The sequence below is a fragment of the Microvirga sp. GCM10011540 genome, from assembly GCF_042650665.1.
Lineage (GTDB): Bacteria > Pseudomonadota > Alphaproteobacteria > Rhizobiales > Beijerinckiaceae > Microvirga > Microvirga lenta.
In genome coordinates this window covers 1-17,816 of sequence record NZ_JBHSBQ010000029.1, presented here as the reverse complement: position 1 = coordinate 17,816, position 17,816 = coordinate 1, and the positions used below count along the sequence as shown (strand labels likewise).

At 65.8% G+C, this 17,816-nt stretch carries 17 protein-coding genes and 1 pseudogene; 8 read left to right on the top strand and 10 right to left on the bottom strand.

Annotated elements, in window-relative coordinates; genetic code table 11:
- Positions 1-22: 22 nt before the first annotated feature.
- From ACFOYU_RS11030 to coaD, 3 genes are read right to left on the bottom strand one after another with little or no spacing between them, the layout of a single operon-like run.
- Positions 23-538 (bottom strand): hypothetical protein, encoded by a 516-nt coding sequence (locus ACFOYU_RS11030; RefSeq protein WP_377033571.1) that lies wholly within the window; start codon positions 536-538, stop codon positions 23-25.
- Positions 538-1,086, bottom strand: a complete 549-nt coding sequence (locus ACFOYU_RS11025; RefSeq protein ID WP_377033570.1) for a peptidylprolyl isomerase — start codon at positions 1,084-1,086, stop codon at positions 538-540. The genes ACFOYU_RS11030 and ACFOYU_RS11025 overlap by 1 nt, the downstream gene beginning before the upstream one ends.
- A gap of 28 nt (positions 1,087-1,114) precedes the next feature.
- Entirely contained in the window at positions 1,115-1,615 is a 501-nt protein-coding gene (gene coaD, locus ACFOYU_RS11020; RefSeq protein WP_377033569.1) for a pantetheine-phosphate adenylyltransferase, read from the bottom strand.
- A gap of 628 nt (positions 1,616-2,243) precedes the next feature.
- Here coaD and tyrS point away from each other — a divergent pair.
- Complete coding sequence (tyrS, locus tag ACFOYU_RS11015) at positions 2,244-3,494, top strand: tyrosine--tRNA ligase (RefSeq protein ID WP_377033568.1); 1,251 nt, start codon at positions 2,244-2,246, stop codon at positions 3,492-3,494.
- Between the two features lie 207 nt (positions 3,495-3,701).
- Here tyrS and gyrA read toward each other — a convergent pair whose 3' ends face one another.
- Entirely contained in the window at positions 3,702-6,401 is a 2,700-nt protein-coding gene (gyrA, locus tag ACFOYU_RS11010) for a DNA gyrase subunit A (protein WP_377033577.1), read from the bottom strand.
- A 381-nt stretch (positions 6,402-6,782) separates the two neighbouring features.
- Between gyrA and ACFOYU_RS11005 the strand changes: the two genes are divergently transcribed.
- From ACFOYU_RS11005 to ACFOYU_RS10995, 3 genes are all read left to right on the top strand, one after another.
- Positions 6,783-7,340, top strand: a complete 558-nt coding sequence (locus ACFOYU_RS11005) for a LemA family protein (protein ID WP_377033567.1) — start codon at positions 6,783-6,785, stop codon at positions 7,338-7,340.
- Positions 7,341-7,348: 8 nt separating this feature from the next.
- Entirely contained in the window at positions 7,349-8,377 is a 1,029-nt protein-coding gene (locus tag ACFOYU_RS11000; protein WP_377033566.1) for a M48 family metallopeptidase, read from the top strand.
- A 180-nt stretch (positions 8,378-8,557) separates the two neighbouring features.
- Entirely contained in the window at positions 8,558-10,801 is a 2,244-nt protein-coding gene (locus ACFOYU_RS10995; RefSeq protein ID WP_377033565.1) for a PAS domain S-box protein, read from the top strand.
- Between the two features lie 27 nt (positions 10,802-10,828).
- On the opposite strand, the gene ACFOYU_RS10990 is transcribed toward ACFOYU_RS10995, so the two are convergent.
- On the bottom strand, positions 10,829-11,677 hold the full coding sequence (locus ACFOYU_RS10990; RefSeq protein WP_377033564.1) for a hypothetical protein: 849 nt from the start codon (positions 11,675-11,677) through the stop codon (positions 10,829-10,831).
- A gap of 68 nt (positions 11,678-11,745) precedes the next feature.
- Here ACFOYU_RS10990 and ACFOYU_RS10985 point away from each other — a divergent pair, with 68 nt between their 5' ends.
- Positions 11,746-12,384 carry a MarC family protein gene (locus ACFOYU_RS10985; protein WP_226741981.1) on the top strand — a complete coding sequence of 213 codons (639 nt, stop codon included), beginning with the start codon at positions 11,746-11,748 and terminating at the stop codon, positions 12,382-12,384.
- On the opposite strand, the gene ACFOYU_RS10980 is transcribed toward ACFOYU_RS10985, so the two are convergent.
- Positions 12,381-12,869, bottom strand: a complete 489-nt coding sequence (locus tag ACFOYU_RS10980) for a MarR family winged helix-turn-helix transcriptional regulator (RefSeq protein ID WP_377033563.1) — start codon at positions 12,867-12,869, stop codon at positions 12,381-12,383. The genes ACFOYU_RS10985 and ACFOYU_RS10980 overlap by 4 nt on opposite strands.
- Positions 12,870-13,056: 187 nt before the next feature.
- On the opposite strand from ACFOYU_RS10980, the gene ACFOYU_RS10975 reads away from it, so the two are divergent.
- Positions 13,057-13,410 (top strand): hypothetical protein, encoded by a 354-nt coding sequence (locus ACFOYU_RS10975; protein ID WP_226741983.1) that lies wholly within the window; start codon positions 13,057-13,059, stop codon positions 13,408-13,410.
- A 43-nt stretch (positions 13,411-13,453) separates the two neighbouring features.
- On the opposite strand, the gene ACFOYU_RS10970 is transcribed toward ACFOYU_RS10975, so the two are convergent.
- Positions 13,454-14,566, bottom strand: coding sequence for a M20 family metallopeptidase (locus tag ACFOYU_RS10970; RefSeq protein ID WP_377033562.1), 1,113 nt, complete (start codon positions 14,564-14,566; stop codon positions 13,454-13,456).
- Between the two features lie 312 nt (positions 14,567-14,878).
- Between ACFOYU_RS10970 and ACFOYU_RS10965 the strand changes: the two genes are divergently transcribed.
- Positions 14,879-15,928 (top strand): calcium-binding protein, encoded by a 1,050-nt coding sequence (locus ACFOYU_RS10965; RefSeq protein ID WP_377033561.1) that lies wholly within the window; start codon positions 14,879-14,881, stop codon positions 15,926-15,928.
- 46 nt (positions 15,929-15,974) lie between these two features.
- Here ACFOYU_RS10965 and ssb read toward each other — a convergent pair.
- Positions 15,975-16,476: pseudogene (gene ssb, locus ACFOYU_RS10960) on the bottom strand (single-stranded DNA-binding protein).
- Between the two features lie 318 nt (positions 16,477-16,794).
- Between ssb and ACFOYU_RS10955 the strand changes: the two are divergent.
- The gene (locus ACFOYU_RS10955; RefSeq protein WP_226741988.1) at positions 16,795-17,085 is read left to right on the top strand and encodes a hypothetical protein; all 291 of its coding nucleotides are present in this window, start codon (positions 16,795-16,797) and stop codon (positions 17,083-17,085) included.
- 78 nt (positions 17,086-17,163) lie between these two features.
- Here the strand turns inward: ACFOYU_RS10955 and ACFOYU_RS10950 are convergent, their stop codons facing one another.
- Together ACFOYU_RS10950 and ACFOYU_RS10945 are read right to left on the bottom strand one after the other, a co-directional pair.
- Positions 17,164-17,514, bottom strand: coding sequence for a hypothetical protein (locus ACFOYU_RS10950; RefSeq protein ID WP_377033560.1), 351 nt, complete (start codon positions 17,512-17,514; stop codon positions 17,164-17,166).
- Positions 17,515-17,607: 93 nt separating this feature from the next.
- A partial coding sequence (locus ACFOYU_RS10945; RefSeq protein WP_377033559.1) for a hypothetical protein occupies positions 17,608-17,816 on the bottom strand: 209 nt, incomplete at its 5' end.

The following is a 17,816-nucleotide window of genomic DNA, read 5'->3' as shown; positions in this document are numbered from 1 at the left end:
TGTCGTCCGACAGCCGTGCCGGTCACATAGGCCGGTTGTCGACAAAACGGAAGATGAACGGGCGTCCGGCGATGGCGGCGCCGAGACCGTCCGTAAAGGGAAGCGGGGTGCAGCGCTCGAAAGCCTCCCCGACGGACCGGGTGAAGGCCTCCCGCCGGTTCCCGTCCTTCCCTGCCTTGTAATAGGTGGCGCGGGGTGGCCCGAGCACCTCGCCATTGCGCTTGAAGGTAACGCGCAAGGTGAGCTCCTGCCCGGAATATCCCTTATCCCGCGAGGGCTTCCAGCAGGCCTGGATGGCCTGGAAGACCTCACGGATCTTGTCGACGCGGCGTAGCGGGGTCGCATCGTCCTGGGGGTGAACCGTGCCGATGGAACCCTCCGGCAGCGGAAGCGGCGGCTCAAGCATCTGCTGCCGCTCATCCGGATCCCAGACGGGCGAAAACCCTTCATCCTGGGCTGCCAGCGGGGACGCGGCGGCCAGGACGAGGAGCAACGCGGCGGCACCCCGCCACGCTCCGGATGGCGGCAGGGCACGCATTACTTTGCGTCGGCGGCGAGCTGCATCTTCACGATCTTGTCGGGATTCGTGACCATGCCGTTGGCGGCCGGATCGCCCTTCTTGATCTTGTCCGCCACATCCATGCCGGACACCACCTCGCCGAAGAGCGTGTACTGGCCGGTCAGCGGGCCGCAGCCCTCGTAGCAGATGAAGAACTGGCTGTTGGCCGAGTTCGGGTTCTGCGAGCGGGCCATGCCGACGGAGCCGCGCTTGAACTGGGTCTTGGTGAACTCGGCCGGGATATTGGGAAGGTCGGACTTGCCGGTTCCGGTGCCGGTGGGGTCGCCGGTCTGGGCCATGAAGCCGTCGATCACGCGGTGGAACACCACGCCGTCGTAAAAGCCCTGCTTGGTAAGGGTCTTGATCTGCTCCACGTGCTTGGGCGCGAGGTCCGGACGCAGGCGGATGGCGATGCGGCCGTCCTTGGTGTCGAGATAGACCATGTTCTGCGGATCGGCCGCCTGCTGGGCGGCGGCCGGGACGAGGCCGGCGAGCACGATCGCTCCGGCTGCGAGCAAACGCTTCATGAGGTAGTCTCCTTCGAGGATTACGGCGTCATGGCCGCTTGAATTTGGCCCCTAACCGCTCGGCGACAAGGTCTGGCACGAAAGCCGAGACATCGCCGCCCATTCCGGCGATCTGACGCACAAGCGTGGCAGTGATGGGGCGAACGGGGGGCGAGGCGGCAAAGAAAACCGTCTGGACCTCCGGCGCCATGGCGGCATTCATGGACGCCATCTGGATCTCGTAGTCGAAATCCGTCCCATCCCGCAGGCCCCTGACGATGAGGGAGGCACCGTGACGCCGGGCGGCCTCGACGGCGAGGTCGCGGAAGGTCACCACCTCCAGCTCCACCCCCTGCCCCTGCAGAACAGGCCCGCAGACCGCCCGCAGCAGCTCCGCCCGCTCCTCGTCGCTGAAGATCGGCGTCTTCGAGGAATGAACCCCAATGGCCACCACGATCCTATCCGCCACACGGCAAGCCTGGCGCAGGACGTCCAGGTGGCCGTTGGTGACGGGATCGAAGCTGCCGGTATAGAGCGCGGTTCGGGTCATGCGCCTATGGCGTAGCTTGAGATGTGCAGAAGGGCAAGCTGTGCCGCAGCGCACAGCCGCCCTCGCCTTCCCATGCGAAAACCGCTGCGACCTTGGAAAAGGAGGGTCCGATGATCTTTCGTCTTTTCGTTGTCGTGGCGACCGCCGCCCTCGTTCTCAGCCCTGCGGCCCTGGCGGCCTATCTGTGACCTGCCCCTTGCGGGCGGCCACGCTAGTGGCCGACAGGAACAGGCCTAAGAGGGGAGTGGGAAATGGCGATGTGGCATGGGAGACGGTGCCCGGGCCCTAGGGGCGAAGCTCCTCTCATGAAGGTGTCGAGCGACCAGGGATCCAGCTCGACGAACCCGGCCATCGTCGCAGTGAGGCCGAAGGTGAAGGAATTCGGCATCGGCTATCCCCAATAAGCACGAGTGGCTGCACAGAGATCCCGTTGACCGGCGTGGGGAGAACGGATAGAAACTGCCACATGATCACACGCCGCAACCATTCCGCGAAGTATTATACGCCGTCCCCATAGGGCGGCTGCGTTTGGTTGTGACCTGACGATCCATGCCGCCGCAGTCCGGCGGCGTTTTCATTTCAGGATCGGTCTCCGGCCTGCGGCTCACCCCGAGCCAAGGAGACCACGATGACCAGTCCCACCTCTGCCTTCCTGAAGACGCTCACCGAGCGCGGCTTCATTCATCAATGCACCGACCTCGCGGCCCTCGACGAGCGGCTGTCGGCGGGGCCTATCGCGGCTTACGTCGGCTTCGACGCGACCGCCGACAGTCTGCACACGGGGCACCTCCTGCCGATCATGACCCTGCGCTGGCTGCAGCGTTCGGGCCACAAGCCGGTCGTGCTCGTCGGCGGGGGAACCACGCAGATCGGCGACCCGAGCTTTCGCGATACCAGCCGCCCGCTGCTCGACGACGACCAGATCGCCAAGAACATCGCCGGACTGAAGCAGGTCTTCTCGCGCTACCTCACCTTCGGCGACGGGCCGACCGACGCGGTGATGGTGAACAATGCGGACTGGCTCGATCCCCTGCGGTACCTGCCCTTCCTGAGGGATTTCGGCACCCATTTCACGATCAACCGGATGCTGAGCTTCGACAGCGTGCGCCAGCGGCTCGAGCGCGAGCAGCCCCTGACCCTGCTCGAGTTCAACTACATGGTCCTGCAGGCGTTCGACTTCCTGGAATTGTCGCGCCAGCACGGCTGCGTGCTGCAGATGGGCGGTTCGGATCAGTGGGGCAACATCGTCAACGGCATCGAGTTGGCCCGGCGCATCGACCAGCGCCAGCTCTTCGGCCTCACCACGCCGCTGCTGACCACGTCGGCCGGAACCAAGATGGGCAAGACCGCGGGCGGCGCGGTCTGGCTCAACGCCGAGCGGCTGAGCCCCTACGGGTTCTGGCAGTTCTGGCGCAACACCGAGGACGACGACGTCGCGCGCTTTCTGCGCCTCTTCACCGAGCTTCCCCTCGACGAGGTGCAACGCCTCGGCCGCCTGAGGGGCACCGAGATCAACGAGGCGAAGCGCATCCTCGCCACGGAGGTCACGCGCCTCGCCCACGGCGACGAGGCGGCGCGGGAGGCCGAGGAGACGGCGCATCGCACCTTTGTCGAGGGAGATTCGACGGCAGGCTTGCCGGGCATCGAACTGCCGAGTGCCGAACTGGAAGCGGGGGTGCCCGTGGCAAACCTTCTTCATCTCGCCGGCTTGGCCTCCTCGCGAAGCGAGGGCCGGCGACTGATCAAGGGCGGCGGCGCAAGGCTGAATGGCACCTCCGTCACCGACGAGGCCGCCATCGCCACGAGCGCCGACCTACGCGACGGAACGCTGATCCTGGCGGCGGGACGGAAGAGGCACGTGGCGGTCCGTGTGGCGTGATGATCTCCGGTACCGCTATCGGCTGCATAGCGGCGCGAGGCGTCCATGGGCGTACCGGTGCCGGAGGGGCCAACTCGGTCCTGTTCCATTGCCAGACCCTGGCACTGACAGGCTCAGTCCGCACCTGCGGTAGCGAAAGTACCTGAAACAGAAATGGCCGGGACTGTGCCCGGCCATTTCGATTCTCAAGGCTCTGTGCAGGTGGCCTTACTCCTCGCCGCCCTCGGCCACATCGCCGGCATCGCCGTTGGCTTCGAGATCGCCGTCTTCCGCGTCCTCGCCCTCGATGTGCTCCACCGAGACGACCTTCTCCTTGCCCTTGGTGGAGAAGACGGTGACGCCCTGCGAGTTGCGGCCGACGGTGCGGATGCCGTCCACCGGCACGCGGATCAGCTGGCCCGCATCGGTGACGAGCATGATCTGGTCGGCATTCTCCACCGGGAAGGAGGCGACGAGCTGACCGTTGCGGCTGTTGACCGCCATGGCCGTGATGCCTTTGCCGCCGCGTCCGGTGATGCGGTACTCGTAGGACGAGGTCCGCTTGCCGAAGCCCTTCTCGGAGAGCGTCAGGATGAACTGCTCCTGCGCGCTCATCTCCGTGTAGCGCTCCATCGACAGGGCCTCGGCGGCGACGTTCTCCTCGTCGCCTCCGTTGCCGTTCTCGGCTCCGTTCTCACCGTTGCCCTGCTCGCCCGTGATGGCGCGACGCATCTTGAGATAGCCGGCGCGCTCCTCGCCGGTAGCCTCCACGTGGCGCAGGATCGCCATGGAGATGATCCGGTCGCCCTCGGCCAGGTTGATGCCGCGCACGCCCATGGAGTCGCGCCCCTTGAAGACGCGCACCTCGGGCACCGCGAAGCGGATGCACTGGCCTCTGGCCGTGGTCAGAAGCACATCGTCGTTCTCGGTGCAGATCTGCACGTCGACGATGTGCTCGCCCTCGTCCAGCTTCATGGCGATCTTGCCGCCGCGATTGACCTGCACGAAATCCGACAGCTTGTTGCGGCGGACCGTGCCGCGGGACGTGGCGAACATCACGTCGTACTTGTCCCAGGACGCCTCGTCCTCGGGCAGCGGCATGATGGTGGTGATCCGCTCGCCCTGACGCAGCGGCAGCATGTTCACCAGCGCCTTGCCCTTGGCGTTCGGGGCGGCGAGCGGCAGGCGCCACACCTTCTCCTTGTAGGCCTGTCCTTCGGAGGAGAAGAAGATCACCGGCGTGTGCGTGTTGGCCACGAACAGGCGGGTCACGAAATCCTCGTCCCTCGTGGACATGCCGGAGCGGCCCTTGCCGCCGCGGCGCTGCGCCCGGTAGGTTGAGAGCGGAACGCGCTTGATATAGCCGGCATGGGACACGGTCACGACCATGTCCTCGCGGGCGATCAGGTCCTCGTCGTCCACGTCCGAGTCCCAATCGACGATCTGGGTCCGGCGCGGGGTCGCGAAGGAATTGCGCACTTCCGTGAGTTCGTCGCGGATGATACCCATGATGCGCACTCGCGAGCGCAGGATCTCGAGGTAGTCCGAGATCTCGGCCGCGAGCTTGGACAGCTCGTCGCCGATCTCGTCCCGGCCGAGCGCGGTGAGGCGCTGCAGGCGCAGGTCGAGGATGGCGCGGGCCTGAGTCTCGGACAGGCGATAGGTGCCGTCCTCGTTGATCTTGTGGCGCGGGTCGTCCACGAGCGCGATGAGCGGCGCGATATCGTGCGCAGGCCAGTCGCGGCCCATGAGGGCCTCGCGGGCGGCGTTCGGGTCGGGCGCCGTGCGGATGAGACGGATCACCTCGTCGATGTTGGCGACCGCGATGGCGAGGCCGCACAGCACGTGGGCGCGCTCGCGGGCCTTGCCGAGCAGATACTTGGTGCGGCGGGAGACGACCTCCTCGCGGAACTCGATGAAGGCCCGGATCAGGTCCTTCAGGGTCATCAGCTCCGGCCGGCCGCCGTTGAGCGCCACCATGTTGGCGCCGAAGCTCGTCTGAAGCGGGGTGTAGCGGTAGAGCTGGTTGAGCACCACGTCCGCCATGGAGTCGCGCTTGATCTCGACCACGATGCGCATGCCGTCGCGGTCGGACTCGTCGCGCAGATCGGAGATGCCCTCGATCTTCTTCTCGCGCACGAGCTCGGCGATCTTCTCGATGAGAGACGCCTTGTTCACCTGATACGGGATCTCGGTGAAGATCAGGGCCTCACGGTCCTTGCGGATCTCCTCGACCTCGGACTTGGCGCGCATGACGATGGAGCCGCGGCCGGTCGTGTAGGCCGACTTCACGCCGGCGCGACCCAGGATAAGGGCGCCCGTCGGGAAGTCCGGACCCGGGATGATCTCGATCAGCTCGTCGGTCGAAATGTCCGGGTTTTCGATGAAGGCCAGACAGCCGTCGATGACCTCGCCCAGGTTGTGGGGAGGCATGTTGGTGGCCATGCCGACCGCGATGCCGCCGGCGCCGTTGACGAGGAGGTTCGGGAACCGGGCGGGCAGGACCGCCGGCTCGTGCTTCGACTCGTCGTAGTTGGGGTTGAAGTCGACCGTGTCCTTGTCGATGTCCTCGAGCAGGGGCATCGCCGCGCGGGTCAGGCGGGACTCGGTGTAGCGCATGGCGGCCGGCGGGTCGCCGTCCACGGAGCCGAAATTGCCCTGCCCGTCCACGAGCAGGAGGCGCAGCGAGAAGTCCTGCGCCATGCGCACCAAGGCGTCGTAGATCGCCTGGTCGCCGTGCGGGTGGTATTGACCCATCACGTCGCCGACGATGCGGGACGACTTCACGTGCTTCTTGTCGGGCGTGTAGCCGCTTTCGTGCATGGCGTAGAGAATGCGCCGGTGCACGGGCTTGAGGCCGTCGCGCGCGTCGGGAAGAGCGCGGCTCACGATCACGCTCATGGCGTAATCGAGATAGGAGCGCTTCATCTCATCGACGATGGAGATCAGCTTCACGTCGCTGGCCGGCTGATCCCCCGCGGGAGGACCGGAGCGGATATCGTTCGGATCGGTCAAGGTAGGTCTTTCTTAATTCGTCTGCCCCTTCGCGAGAGGCGGCTTTCCGCCGCTTCATCAAGCTGTCTGGCAGCCCACGCGAATCCAAGTGAAATCAACTCGTTAGATGGGCGATTACAGCCGGATTTTCAAGGCATTTCAGGGGTTTTCCAAAGCCTGGAGAGCTTCCGGGAGGGCACAAACTGCCGCATGCACGTGGGATAGGCGGAAAAACCGAACCTGAAATGCAATAACTTGCCGGAAAAGCGCGGCCGTGGCATGGGTAACCCCCTCGAAAACAAGGGGGCATGGGCAATGGATTGGGTTCTCTGGGGCGGCGTCGCCCTCGTCGTTCTCTACGGGATTTCGGTCTATAACGGCCTCGTCACGCTCCGGACCCGGGTGAACCAGGCCTTCGCCGACATCGATGTCCAGCTCAAGCAGCGCCACGACCTGATCCCGAACCTGATCGAGACCGTGAAGGGCTATGTCGCCCATGAGCGCGGCACCCTCGAAGCGGTGGTCGAGACCCGCAACGCGGCCCTGAGGGCCCAGGGCCCGGCCGACCAGGCCGCGGCGGAGAACGCCCTCTCGGGGGCGCTCGGACGCCTGGTGGCGCTCGGGGAGGCCTATCCGGACCTCAAGGCCAGCGCCAATTTCCAGCAATTGCAGACGGATCTGGCCGAGATCGAGGACAAGCTCGCCGCCGCCCGCCGCTTCTTCAACAACGGCGTGGCCGAATACAATGCCGCCATTCAGCACTTCCCGGCGGTGATCTTCGCCGGCCTCATGGGCTTCCGGCAGCAGGTCTTCTTCGACGTTGGGGAAACCCAGCGCCAGGCCCTCGAGACGCCGCCCAAGGTGGCGTTCTAGGCCGTCCCGTGCTCTCCGCCTTCGGCCTTTACACCCATATCCAGGCCAACCGCCGCCGCTCGGGTTTCCTGATCGCCGGGCTGTTCGTGCTGTTCTACCTGCTGGCCTTCGCGCTCGCGATCCTGCGGCGGGCCTGGCTCGACGACGGAACGGGCAGTTTCGAGGCCATCCTGCAGGCGGCGGCCCGGGACAGCCTCTGGCTCGCGCCCGCCGCGACCGCTCTGGCGGCCCTGTGGGTCTGGTGCGGCTTCCGGCTCAACACCCTCATTCTCAATCTCACCACCGGCTCCGCGGCCGTCACCCGGGCGGAGGCTCCCCGCCCCTATGCCCTGCTCCAGAATCTCTGCATCTCCCGCGGCATGACCATGCCGAAGCTACGCATCCTGGAGACGACGGCCCCCAATGCCTATGCGTCCGGCACCCGCCCGGACCAGTACACGATCACCCTCACCCGCGGGCTCCTAGACACCCTCGACGACCGGGAGCTGGAGGCGGTGCTGGCGCACGAGCTGACCCATATCCGCAACGGCGACGTGCGCACCATGATGGTCGCGGTCCTCGTGGTGGGCATCATCTCCTTTCTGGGCGAGATGATCTATCGCTGGCTCGCCAATAGCCCCGGGCTCTGGCGTGCATCGACCTCCCGCCGCTCCTCCGGCAAGGGCGGGGGCGGCGCCCGCCTCGCGGCCGTTCTGGTGGCCGTGCTCTTCATCGTCGTCGCCTGGCAGCTTTCGGTGGTGATCCGCTTCGCCCTCTCCCGCCGCCGCGAGTACCTGGCCGATGCGGGGGCGGTCGAGCTGACCAAGAACCCGGACGCCATGATCTCGGCGCTGCGCAAGATCGAGGGCAAGGGCGAGATCGAGGGCGTGCCCTCCGCGGTGATGGAGCTCTGCCTCGACAATCCCCGCTCGGGGTTCTCGGACCTTTTCGCCACCCATCCCACCGTCGAGGATCGGATCGATGCTCTGGTGCGCTTCGCAGGCGGACGCCCGGTGATCGCCCCCGTTCTGGCGGAGCCGGAAGCTCCCGCCGCGTGAACAGCCCCCTGCCCCGGCCGGCACAGCCGGAACGAAGGGCGATGCGGCAGCACTGGAGCGACATTCTGCGCATCTGCCCTAATTGTGTTCCGAGTTTATGGGAACAGGGAAAACCCGCCCCAGATTTCTTCAGATACCGTCCGCTGCAAAGGGCCTGTCGGCCGAGACCCGCGCACCCCCATGAAATACAACCCGACCGAAAGCCTCATCCCCGCGCCGCCGGCACAATGGCCGGGCGGCCGCGGGGAGATGGCCGGTCGCGTACGTGGCCATGATTGGGCTTCGACGCCGCTCGGCGCGGTCGAGACGTGGCCGCAGAGCCTGAAGACTGCCGTCGACCTGATGCTCGCCTCACGGCAACCGGTCTATATCGCCTGGGGGCCCGAGCTCACGTCGCTCTATAACGACGGCTACATCCCGATCCTCGGCACGAAGCATCCAGATGGTCTCGGGAAGCCTTATGCGGATCTGTTCGCAGAGATCTGGGAGGAGTACCGCCCGGTGCTGGCCGCCACGATGGCCGGCGAGGCGCAGCATTTCGTGGACAAGCCGGTGGGCCTGGCTGGCCGGACGGGTCTCTCGACGAGCTGGTTCACCTTCTCCTGGACACCGCTGCGCGACGAGGCGGGAGCGATCGCCGGTTTCTACTGCGCAGCGACCGAGACGACCGAGAAGGTCCGCAACGAGGAAGCCCTGCGCGAGAGCAAGGAGGCGGCGCTGCGCCAGAGCGAAGCCCGCTACCGGACGCTGTTCGACTCCATGGATGAAGGCTTCTGCGTTCTCCAGCTCATCCTGGACGACGACGAAAGACCCGTGGACTACCGTTACGTCGAGACCAATCCCGCCTTCGAGCGCCAGACCGGCATGAAGGATGCGCTCGGCAAGACGATCCGGGAACTCGTCCCCGACATCGAGCCCTATTGGTTCGACATCTACGGCAAGGTCGCGCTCACGGGAGAGGCCACGCGGTTCGTCAATCACGCGCCCTCGATGGGCCGGTGGTTCGACGTCAACGCCTTCAGGATCGGCGAGCCGCACCGGCGGCAGGTGGCAGTGCTCTTCAAGGACATCACGGACCGCAAACGGGCGGAAGATGCGCTGCGCCGAAGCGAGGAGCGGCAGAGGAGCGCATTGAGCATCAGCACGGTCGGCGTGATGTTCTGGGACGACAAGTTCGGCCTGACCGAAGTGAACGACGCATTCCTGAGCATGACAGGGTTCAGCCGCGAGGAGGCTCTCGGCAAGACCTGGCAGGAACTCACACCCGAAGAGTTCTTTTCGCCATCCCTCCGCGCCGTCGAGGAGGTCACCACCCGGGGAGAGAACACGCCGTACGAGAAGCAGTATTTCCGCAAGGACGGCTCCCGGTGGTGGGGACTCTTCGCGGCCCGCAAGGTCGGCGACGAGATTGTCGAGTTCGTCCTCGACATCACAGCCCGCAAGGAGGCCGAGGCCGCCCTGCGGGAAAGCGAGGCGCGTTTCCGGCACATGGCGGATTCGGCGCCGGCGCTGATCTGGATGTCGGACGACCAGGGGCGGATCGTCTTCGCGAACATGCACTACGACTATCTCTTCGGACGTCCGGCATCGGAGATGACCGGAAGCGGCTGGCGCGACATCGTCCACCCGGACGACCTGGAGGAGTTTGAGCAGACCTTCCTCGAGGCGTTCCAGGAGCGCCGTCCGATCCAGACGGAGGTGCGGGTTCTGGACCGACACGGCGCCGTCCGCTGGCTGCGCTGCGAGGGCGTGCCGCGCCTCGACGACGCCCATCGCTTCCTCGGCTATACGGGCTGCAACGTGGACATCACCGCGGCCAAGGTGGCGGAGGAGCGGCGCGACCTGCTCATCAACGAGCTGAACCATCGCGTGAAGAATACGCTCGCGACGGTGCAGTCCATCACCAGCCAGACCCTGCGCACGTCCGAGACGGCCGCGGAGGCCCGGGAAGCGATCGAGGGACGCCTGATCGCCCTCTCGCGCGCCCATGACGTGCTGACCCGAGAGAACTGGGAGGGAGCCGACCTCTACGAAATCGTGGAGCAGGCGGTGGCCCCCTATTCCAGCCAGGGGGAAGACCGGCTCCACCTGAAGGGCCCGGAGGTTCGCCTGCCGCCGCGCACGGCGTTGTCGCTCGCGATGATGCTGCAGGAACTGGCGACGAACGCCGTGAAATACGGCGCCTTGTCGAGTTCCGCGGGAGAGATCCGGATCGCCTGGGAGGTCGATCCCGCCGAGCCTCCACAGCTTCAGCTCCGGTGGGAGGAGAGCGGAGGCCCGCCTGTGCAGGCGCCTACCCGCCGGGGCTTCGGCACCCGCCTGATCGAGAGGAGCCTCGCCCAGGACCTCGGAGGCGACGTTCGCATCGTCTTCGCGCCCACAGGGGTGGTTTGCACCGTGGTGGCCCCGCTGGCGCCCGCCTGAGGCTTGACGGCGGCGCTCCTCCCGCTTTCAGGCGCGCAGCAGCAGCCCTGTCGTGTCGTCGCTTTCCTTGAAGCGGGGATAGAGCCTGCCTTCCGGATCAACCTGCGTTTCGATCTCCCGGGCACGGCGGGCCAGGGCCTCGAGGCCGTCCGTCAGGGCGGTCTCGACCAACGCCTTTGCGTCCATGGCTTGATAGAGGTCCACCAGCGCCGAGAAGCCATCGCTTGTCAGGAGGACGACCGTTCCCTCGTCGCAGGGCACGCTGTCATGTCGCAGTCGGTCGGCAGCGGACGGGTCGAGCCCGAGCAGCGCCGGGCCCCGGCCCTGCTTCTGCCGCTCCCGGCGTTCGGCCAGCCAGGTTTGAAAGACTGTCGTCTGCACGATGGTCTTCGGGGTCGCTCCGCTCGCCTGCAGCAACTCGGCGGCCTTGGCCATCTCGAATTGGCGCATGCCCGGTGCCTCGCCGACCGTGAGAACCGCACCGTCGGACCGGCGGACGAAGGCCGTCGTGTCCGCGAAGGACCATACGTCGAGCCGGCCTCCCTTCCGGCGCACAAGGGTCATGGCTCCGACCGGCCAGGTGAAGGCGTCGTGCCGCTCCTGCGGAGCCCGCGCGAGAAAGGCCGTGCGCGCCTCCTCCATCACATGGCGCACCAGCGCCGGCCCATCGTCGGCCTGAGGCGCGAGATCGGACAGGCGCCGGCTTGCGAAGCCTGCGAGCCAGGTCGCATCGCTCCCCTCGCCCATGATCGCCGGCGTGCCGGGGAAGATGGAGGTATCGATGACCCAGGCCCAGTCCCGACAGGTCCCGCAGGAATCCTCGTTGGGCTTTTCGGGTGAGCCGGGCCAGCTGATCCGATCCAAAATCGTGAACATCGTTGCAAACGCCCTCGCCAAAACGACCTGGGGACGCCATAACGCAAAGCCAGCGATAAGGTAAGCCGATGCTCCTCGACTACATCTCCGCCGCCCTCGTCACGCTTCTCGTGACGCTCGATCCGCCCGCGCTCGCACCAATCTTCGTGTCGCTGACACGGGGCATGAACGCGGACGAGCGCAGACGCGTCGCCTTGCGCGCGGCCCTGATCGCGTTCGGGATTCTGGCCTTCTTCGGCCTGGGCGGCGAGATCCTGCTGCGGCTGCTCGGCGTCGGCATTCCGGCCTTCCGTATCTCCGGCGGTCTGCTGTTGTTCTGGATCGCCTTCGAGATGGTGTTCGAGCGCCGCAACGAGCGCAAGCAGCACACCGCCGACGTGGCGATCACCGAGGACCACATCCGTAACGTGGCCGCCTTTCCGCTCGCGATTCCCCTGATGGCGGGTCCGGGCGCGATCACCGCCACGATCCTCCTGGCCGGCCGGGCCGACAGCAACCCGATCTACCTGGGCTTCCTCATCGCGCTCATCGCGCTCGGCGTCGCCTCCTGCTTCCTGGTTTTCATGATGGCGGACCGCGTGTCCCGCATCCTCGGGGTCACAGGCAACGTGGTTCTGAGCCGCCTGCTCGGCGTGATCCTCGCGGGCCTCGCGGTTCAGTTCATCATCAATGGAGTCGAGGCGCTGCTGCGGCCGCCCGCGCTTTAGCCCTCCGCCGGCCTCTTGCTCTCCGCAGCCTCATTCAGGCTCCTGCGCAGGGTGTTGAGCTGATCCTTGAGGGCGTCCAGCTCATCCATGGCTAAGCCTGTGGCGCAGACGACGTCCCGCCAAACCGCAGCGACCGGGGCTTTCAGATCGCGACCCCTCTGGGTGAGGTCGATCCTCACCTGCCGCTCGTCATGCGTGTCCCGGGTCCGGCGGACAAGCCCGGCGGTCTCGAGCCGCTTCAACAGAGGCGTGAGGGTTCCGCTATCGAGATGGAGCCGCTGACCGATATCCTTGACCGTCACGTTCTCCCGCTCCCACAGGACGAGCATCACGAGATACTGCGGGTAGGTCAGCCCAAAGGGGTCGAGCAGAGGCTTGTAGAAGCGGTTGAAGGCATGCGCTGCCGCATAGGTGGCGAAGCAGAGCTGGCTCGAAAGCTGCAGACTGTCTTCCGCGCTGACAGCGGCGGTCTTCTTCGTCGACATTGCGTTCTCCCGAGGTGTCTACACCTTTTGTATGGTGCGGCATTAAATTGCGCAATATCTATCTTGCGCACAATCTAATTGTTCGCTACTAAACAGTCACTGGTCGCGAGCGAACCTACAGCCGCCATCGGGGAGATCCGGAGATGCTGCCCGGATCGCAAGGCACTCTGGAATCATGGAGAATGAGATGTCGCAGTCTCGTGCGATGCCCGGCGACGCCGCGGCACGAGCCGCCGCCTGTCGCGACCGGATCGAGGAAGAGCTTATCCGAGGATACATCCGCCTCGCCCTCACACCGGATCAGGCGAGCGGGATGCGGACCATCACGCTGGCGCAGTTCGGCGCCTTGGAGGTTCGCCTGACGGAACTGACCTCGAGAGACGAGGCCACGCCGATGCCGCCGTTCTGGGTCGAAATCTATTCCCACGCCTGCGGGTCTGTGGTCGACAGTTGCGGCTGCTTCGAATTCGACGAGGATGAGCTCAACCGTGCCGTCGAACTCGTCCTCGAAGCTCGCCAATGCCAGCCCGCGCTGAATTGAGGCCGGCGAGAGGTCTGCCCCTCTCGCCGATCGTCTCGGCAGGTCAGCGCAACGTTTCGAGCAGGCGCTTCATGAGCTGCCGTCGCGGGGCGATGGACGAGATCAGCCCATATTCCTGCAGGGTATGCGCGCCGTCGCCATCGATGCCGAGTCCGTCGAGGGTCGGAACCCCGATGGCTGCGGTGAAATTGCCGTCCGAGCCGCCGCCGGTGCGGGGAGACGAAACGAGTTCGAATCCGATCTCGGCGGCGAGCCCTTTGGCATGGTCGAACAACTTCGCGGTGCCTTCCGAGCATTCATAGGGCGGCCGGTTCATGTCGCCGGTCACGGTGACCTTCATGTCCGGATTGTGGGCCTTCAGGCCCCGGATCGCAGCGGTCAGCGCCTCCCCGTCCGCGACCGTCTCGACGCGCAGATCGACCGGGAACTGGCAGTGCTGCGGAATGGTGTTCACCGCCGTGCCGCCGGAGATCATGCCGACCGTGGTGGTGACGCCGCGAACGTAGTCGGTCATCGCCTCGATGGCGAGGATCTGGCGCGCCGCCTCGTAGATGGCGTTGCGTCCGTCCTGATGGCGCGAGCCCGCATGGGCCGGGCGGCCTTCCACATGCACGTCGAAGCGGCCGACGCCCTTGCGCGACGTGACGATCTTGCCGCCGTCGCGGGCCGGTTCCGTCACGAGGGCGTAAGCCGAACGGCGGCCGAAATCCTCGATGATCGGACGCGTCATCGGCGAGCCGATCTCCTCGTCGGGCGTCATGAGGAAAACCATGGGACGCGCCGCGTTGCCCTGGCGGGCGACCTCCTTGAAAGCCTCGAGGGCCAGATAGGCGCCGCCCTTCATGTCGTAGATGCCGGGACCGTAAAGACGGTCGCCCTCGACCCGCACGGGCAGGTCCTCCTTGATCGTCCCGACCGGATGGACCGTGTCGAGATGCGACATGATCAGAATCCCCGCCTCGTCGCGCGCAGGACCGGCGCGTAGGATCAGCGCATCGCCCAGCCCCTGCTCGCCCCGGACGCGCTCGACGGCGACCGGCGCGTCCTTCATCTGCTCGACCACGAGGTCCATCATCAGGTTCACGCCCGCCACGTCATGGGTCGGGCTCTCGGTACGGATCCAGGTGCAGAGGGTGTCAAGGGATGGAGAGGTCATGGGCCGCTTAGGGTTCGAGGAACATGAAAAAGGCGGCATGGAGCCGCCCTTCTGCTCTTAGCCCCATCCGGCCGGGGTGTCACCCTTTCCGAAGCTGCGGGAGCCAAGAGGCTCCTGCAAAAAGGCGTCCGGCCGCCTCACCGGCAACGCGCCTCAAATGACGAAGAAGTCGTTTGCGGTGAGCGCTATAGGTGTCGCCTCCAACCGAGCCCCCATGCCGCATCGCCATCGTCCATCGCCACGTTATAATGAAATTATAACCCATCGGCGGTTAAGCCAGAGAACAGCAACCAACATGAGGGGCCTTTCATCATGGCACGGAGCATCGGCACGCGCGGGCGCAATTTCCTCGAGGGGACGGACAGGTCCGACCGGATCTACGGGGACGGTACGTCGCTCACTTCCCGCACGGCCGGGGGCGACCAGCTTCACGGCTATGGCGGGGCCGATTTCCTCTACGGCGACAACGACGATGATACGCTCTACGGCGATGCCTATTCCATGGCAGGCTCGGCAGCGGGCGGGTCGGACGTTCTCTCCGGCGACAACGGACGCGACGTGCTCTATGGAGATGCGCGCTCGCTCAAGAACTCCGCAATCGGCGGGCACGATCTTCTCAAGGGCGGCAGTTCGAACGACAGCCTCTACGGCGACGGCTATCAACTGCACCATTCGTCGGTCGGCGGCAGCGATACGCTTTACGGCGGAACGAGCAACGATGAACTCTATGGCGATGCCCACACGCTCTTCGACAGCGCGAGAGGCGGAGCCGACCTCATCTACGGCGAAAGCGGAACCAATGTCCTGTACGGCGACGCCTCGACCATGTACGGCGCCTCTGTCGGCGGGAACGACAGGCTTTATGGAAGCTCGTCCAACGACAAGCTCTACGGCGATGCGCTGACGCTCGGCGACCAAAGTGCCGGCGGACACGACTATCTGAGCGGAGGTTCCGGCAACGATACGATCTATGGCGACGCCAGGACGACGGGGCCTCAGGCCGTCTATGGCAACGACACCCTGCTCGGCGGCGCCGGAAACGACAAGCTGATCGGGGATTCCGCCTATGGCGGCACGGGCCTCGACTACCTGAACGGCGGCAGCGGGCACGACACGCTCGACGGCGGCGGGGGGCGGGATATCTTTGCGTTCGATCACGCCTCCGGCAAGGACGTGGTTCAGTATTTCCAGCCCGGCGAAGACCAGATCGATCTGCGGGCCTGGCGCATCGCCTCGTTCGACGACATCGAGATCGCCCAGCGCACGGGATATTCCGTGATCTACCTGGCCGGGTCAGACCACCGCATCAAGCTGGAGAACGTCCTCAAGGCCAACCTTTCGGCCGCCGACTTCATTCTCTGACAAAGCGAAAGGCCCGGAACGCTCCGGGCCTTTCCCGTCTCCCGGACTAGAACGGAATATCGTCGTCGAGATCGTTGTAGCGCGATCCGCCGCCCCCGCCGCCGCCGAAGGAGGAGGACTGGGCCGGGGCCGGGCGCCGCTCCGTGGGAGCCGACCGTCCGAAATCTCCGCCGCTTCTGATCTGGCCCGGCTCCTCGTCGCCGTACTCGGACGCCCCGCCCCCGCCGCGGCTGTCCAGGATCGTCAGCTCGCCCCGGAAGCGCTGCAGCACGATCTCGGTCGTGTACTTCTCCTGACCCTGCTGGTCCTGCCACTTGCGCGTCTGCNTTCTTCAGGTACTGCTCCGCCACCCGCGCCAGGTTCTCGTTGAAAATCACCACCGAGTGCCACTCGGTCTTCTCCTTGCGCTCGCCCGAGGCCTTGTCCTTCCACGTCTCAGACGTGGCAATGCGAAGGTTCACCACCGGCTCGCCCGAGTTCAGCCGCCGCACCTCCGGGTCACGCCCCAGATTCCCTACAAGGATCACTTTGTTCACGCTTCCCGCCATCGGAGCCTCTCCTGTTCACGTGAGGCTGTTCTGGAGCCCATGGACCGGCGGGACAAGCCGCCGGCGAGGTTCTGCACAGGTCTGTCCCCAGGAAGCGTCGGCATGGTCCCCGCCGGCGACACGGTACGGAATCGAACTGAGTCTCTCGCCCAGAGGGTCGTCGGACGGACGGAAAGTCTAACCTGGGAAGAAACCTACGTCTTTCTCAACACGTTAGCGTTCGACCCTGCGGACTGGACTAGTCGAGCGAACCGACAGGAAGCCGAGCTAGCCATTCGCTGAGAGGTCTGAAAGCACTTAAACGAGGAGGAAGAGCAGATGTATAAGGTCGCTCTCGTACTTTCAGCCTGCATGGCAGCCGCAGCCTGCTCGCCGACCACCACCGGCACCGTGGCAGGCGCCACCACCGGCGCGATCGTCGGCGGTCCCATCGGCGCGGTTGTCGGCGGCGGCATCGGTGCCGCGACTTCAACCGTCGGCGCCGCTGCGGGTCCGGGCTACACGGATACCCGCGTCGTTCAGGCGCGTCCCGGCTGGTGCTATGTCTACGGTCCGGACAACCGCCGCATGAACAACGTCTACGGCGACCCGGCTCTCCAGCGCTGCTAAGACCGGGCATCGATGCGGAAGACCTGGCTCGTTCAGGTCTTCCGCCCTTCTCCGTCCCATGCCGGCCTGCGGTTCAAGTTACCGCGCGATGGCCTGCCGTGCCTGCCCCAGAGCCTGCTCGCAGGCTGCCCTGTCTCCGGCCGCATCGGCGGCGCGTGCCCGGGCCAATGCCGCGAGGGCGGCCTCTGCCGGCCCTCCTTCCCCGAGCTTCTGCTCCGCAGCCGCCATCGCCCCGGGGGTCGGCTCCCTGTGAAGACGGGCCGCCCTGGTTTCGGGCGCGGACGGCCCCGCCCCCGCAATCGCGTCGATCCGATCGTCAACCTGAGCCTGAACGCGGGCAATGTCGTCGCTGCAGGGACCGGCATGGCCCGGCTGAACCATGAAGATCAGCGCACAGGCGGCGGCCATGGCAATTCGGCGATTGATCATGGTTCGTCTCCGAGAAAGGTGATTGGGTCCCAAGCTTAACGCAGCGGAAAGCTTAGAACACCCTTTTCCTTCGACGGATACGCCTGAACGGTTCTAAACGAAGAAGAAGTCCTTGTGGGTGAGGGTCTCGCCCTCCTTCTTCTGGAACTTGAAGCTGGCGATCTCCACCATGGCTTTGCGGCCCGAGCCGTCCACGTCCCAGTACAGCTTCTTGCCCTTGAGGATGAAGAAGTCGTCCTTGTCGGTGGCCTTGCTGCCCTTCTTGAAGTAGCTCGCCTTGAGCTTGGCCGGCTTGTCGAGCG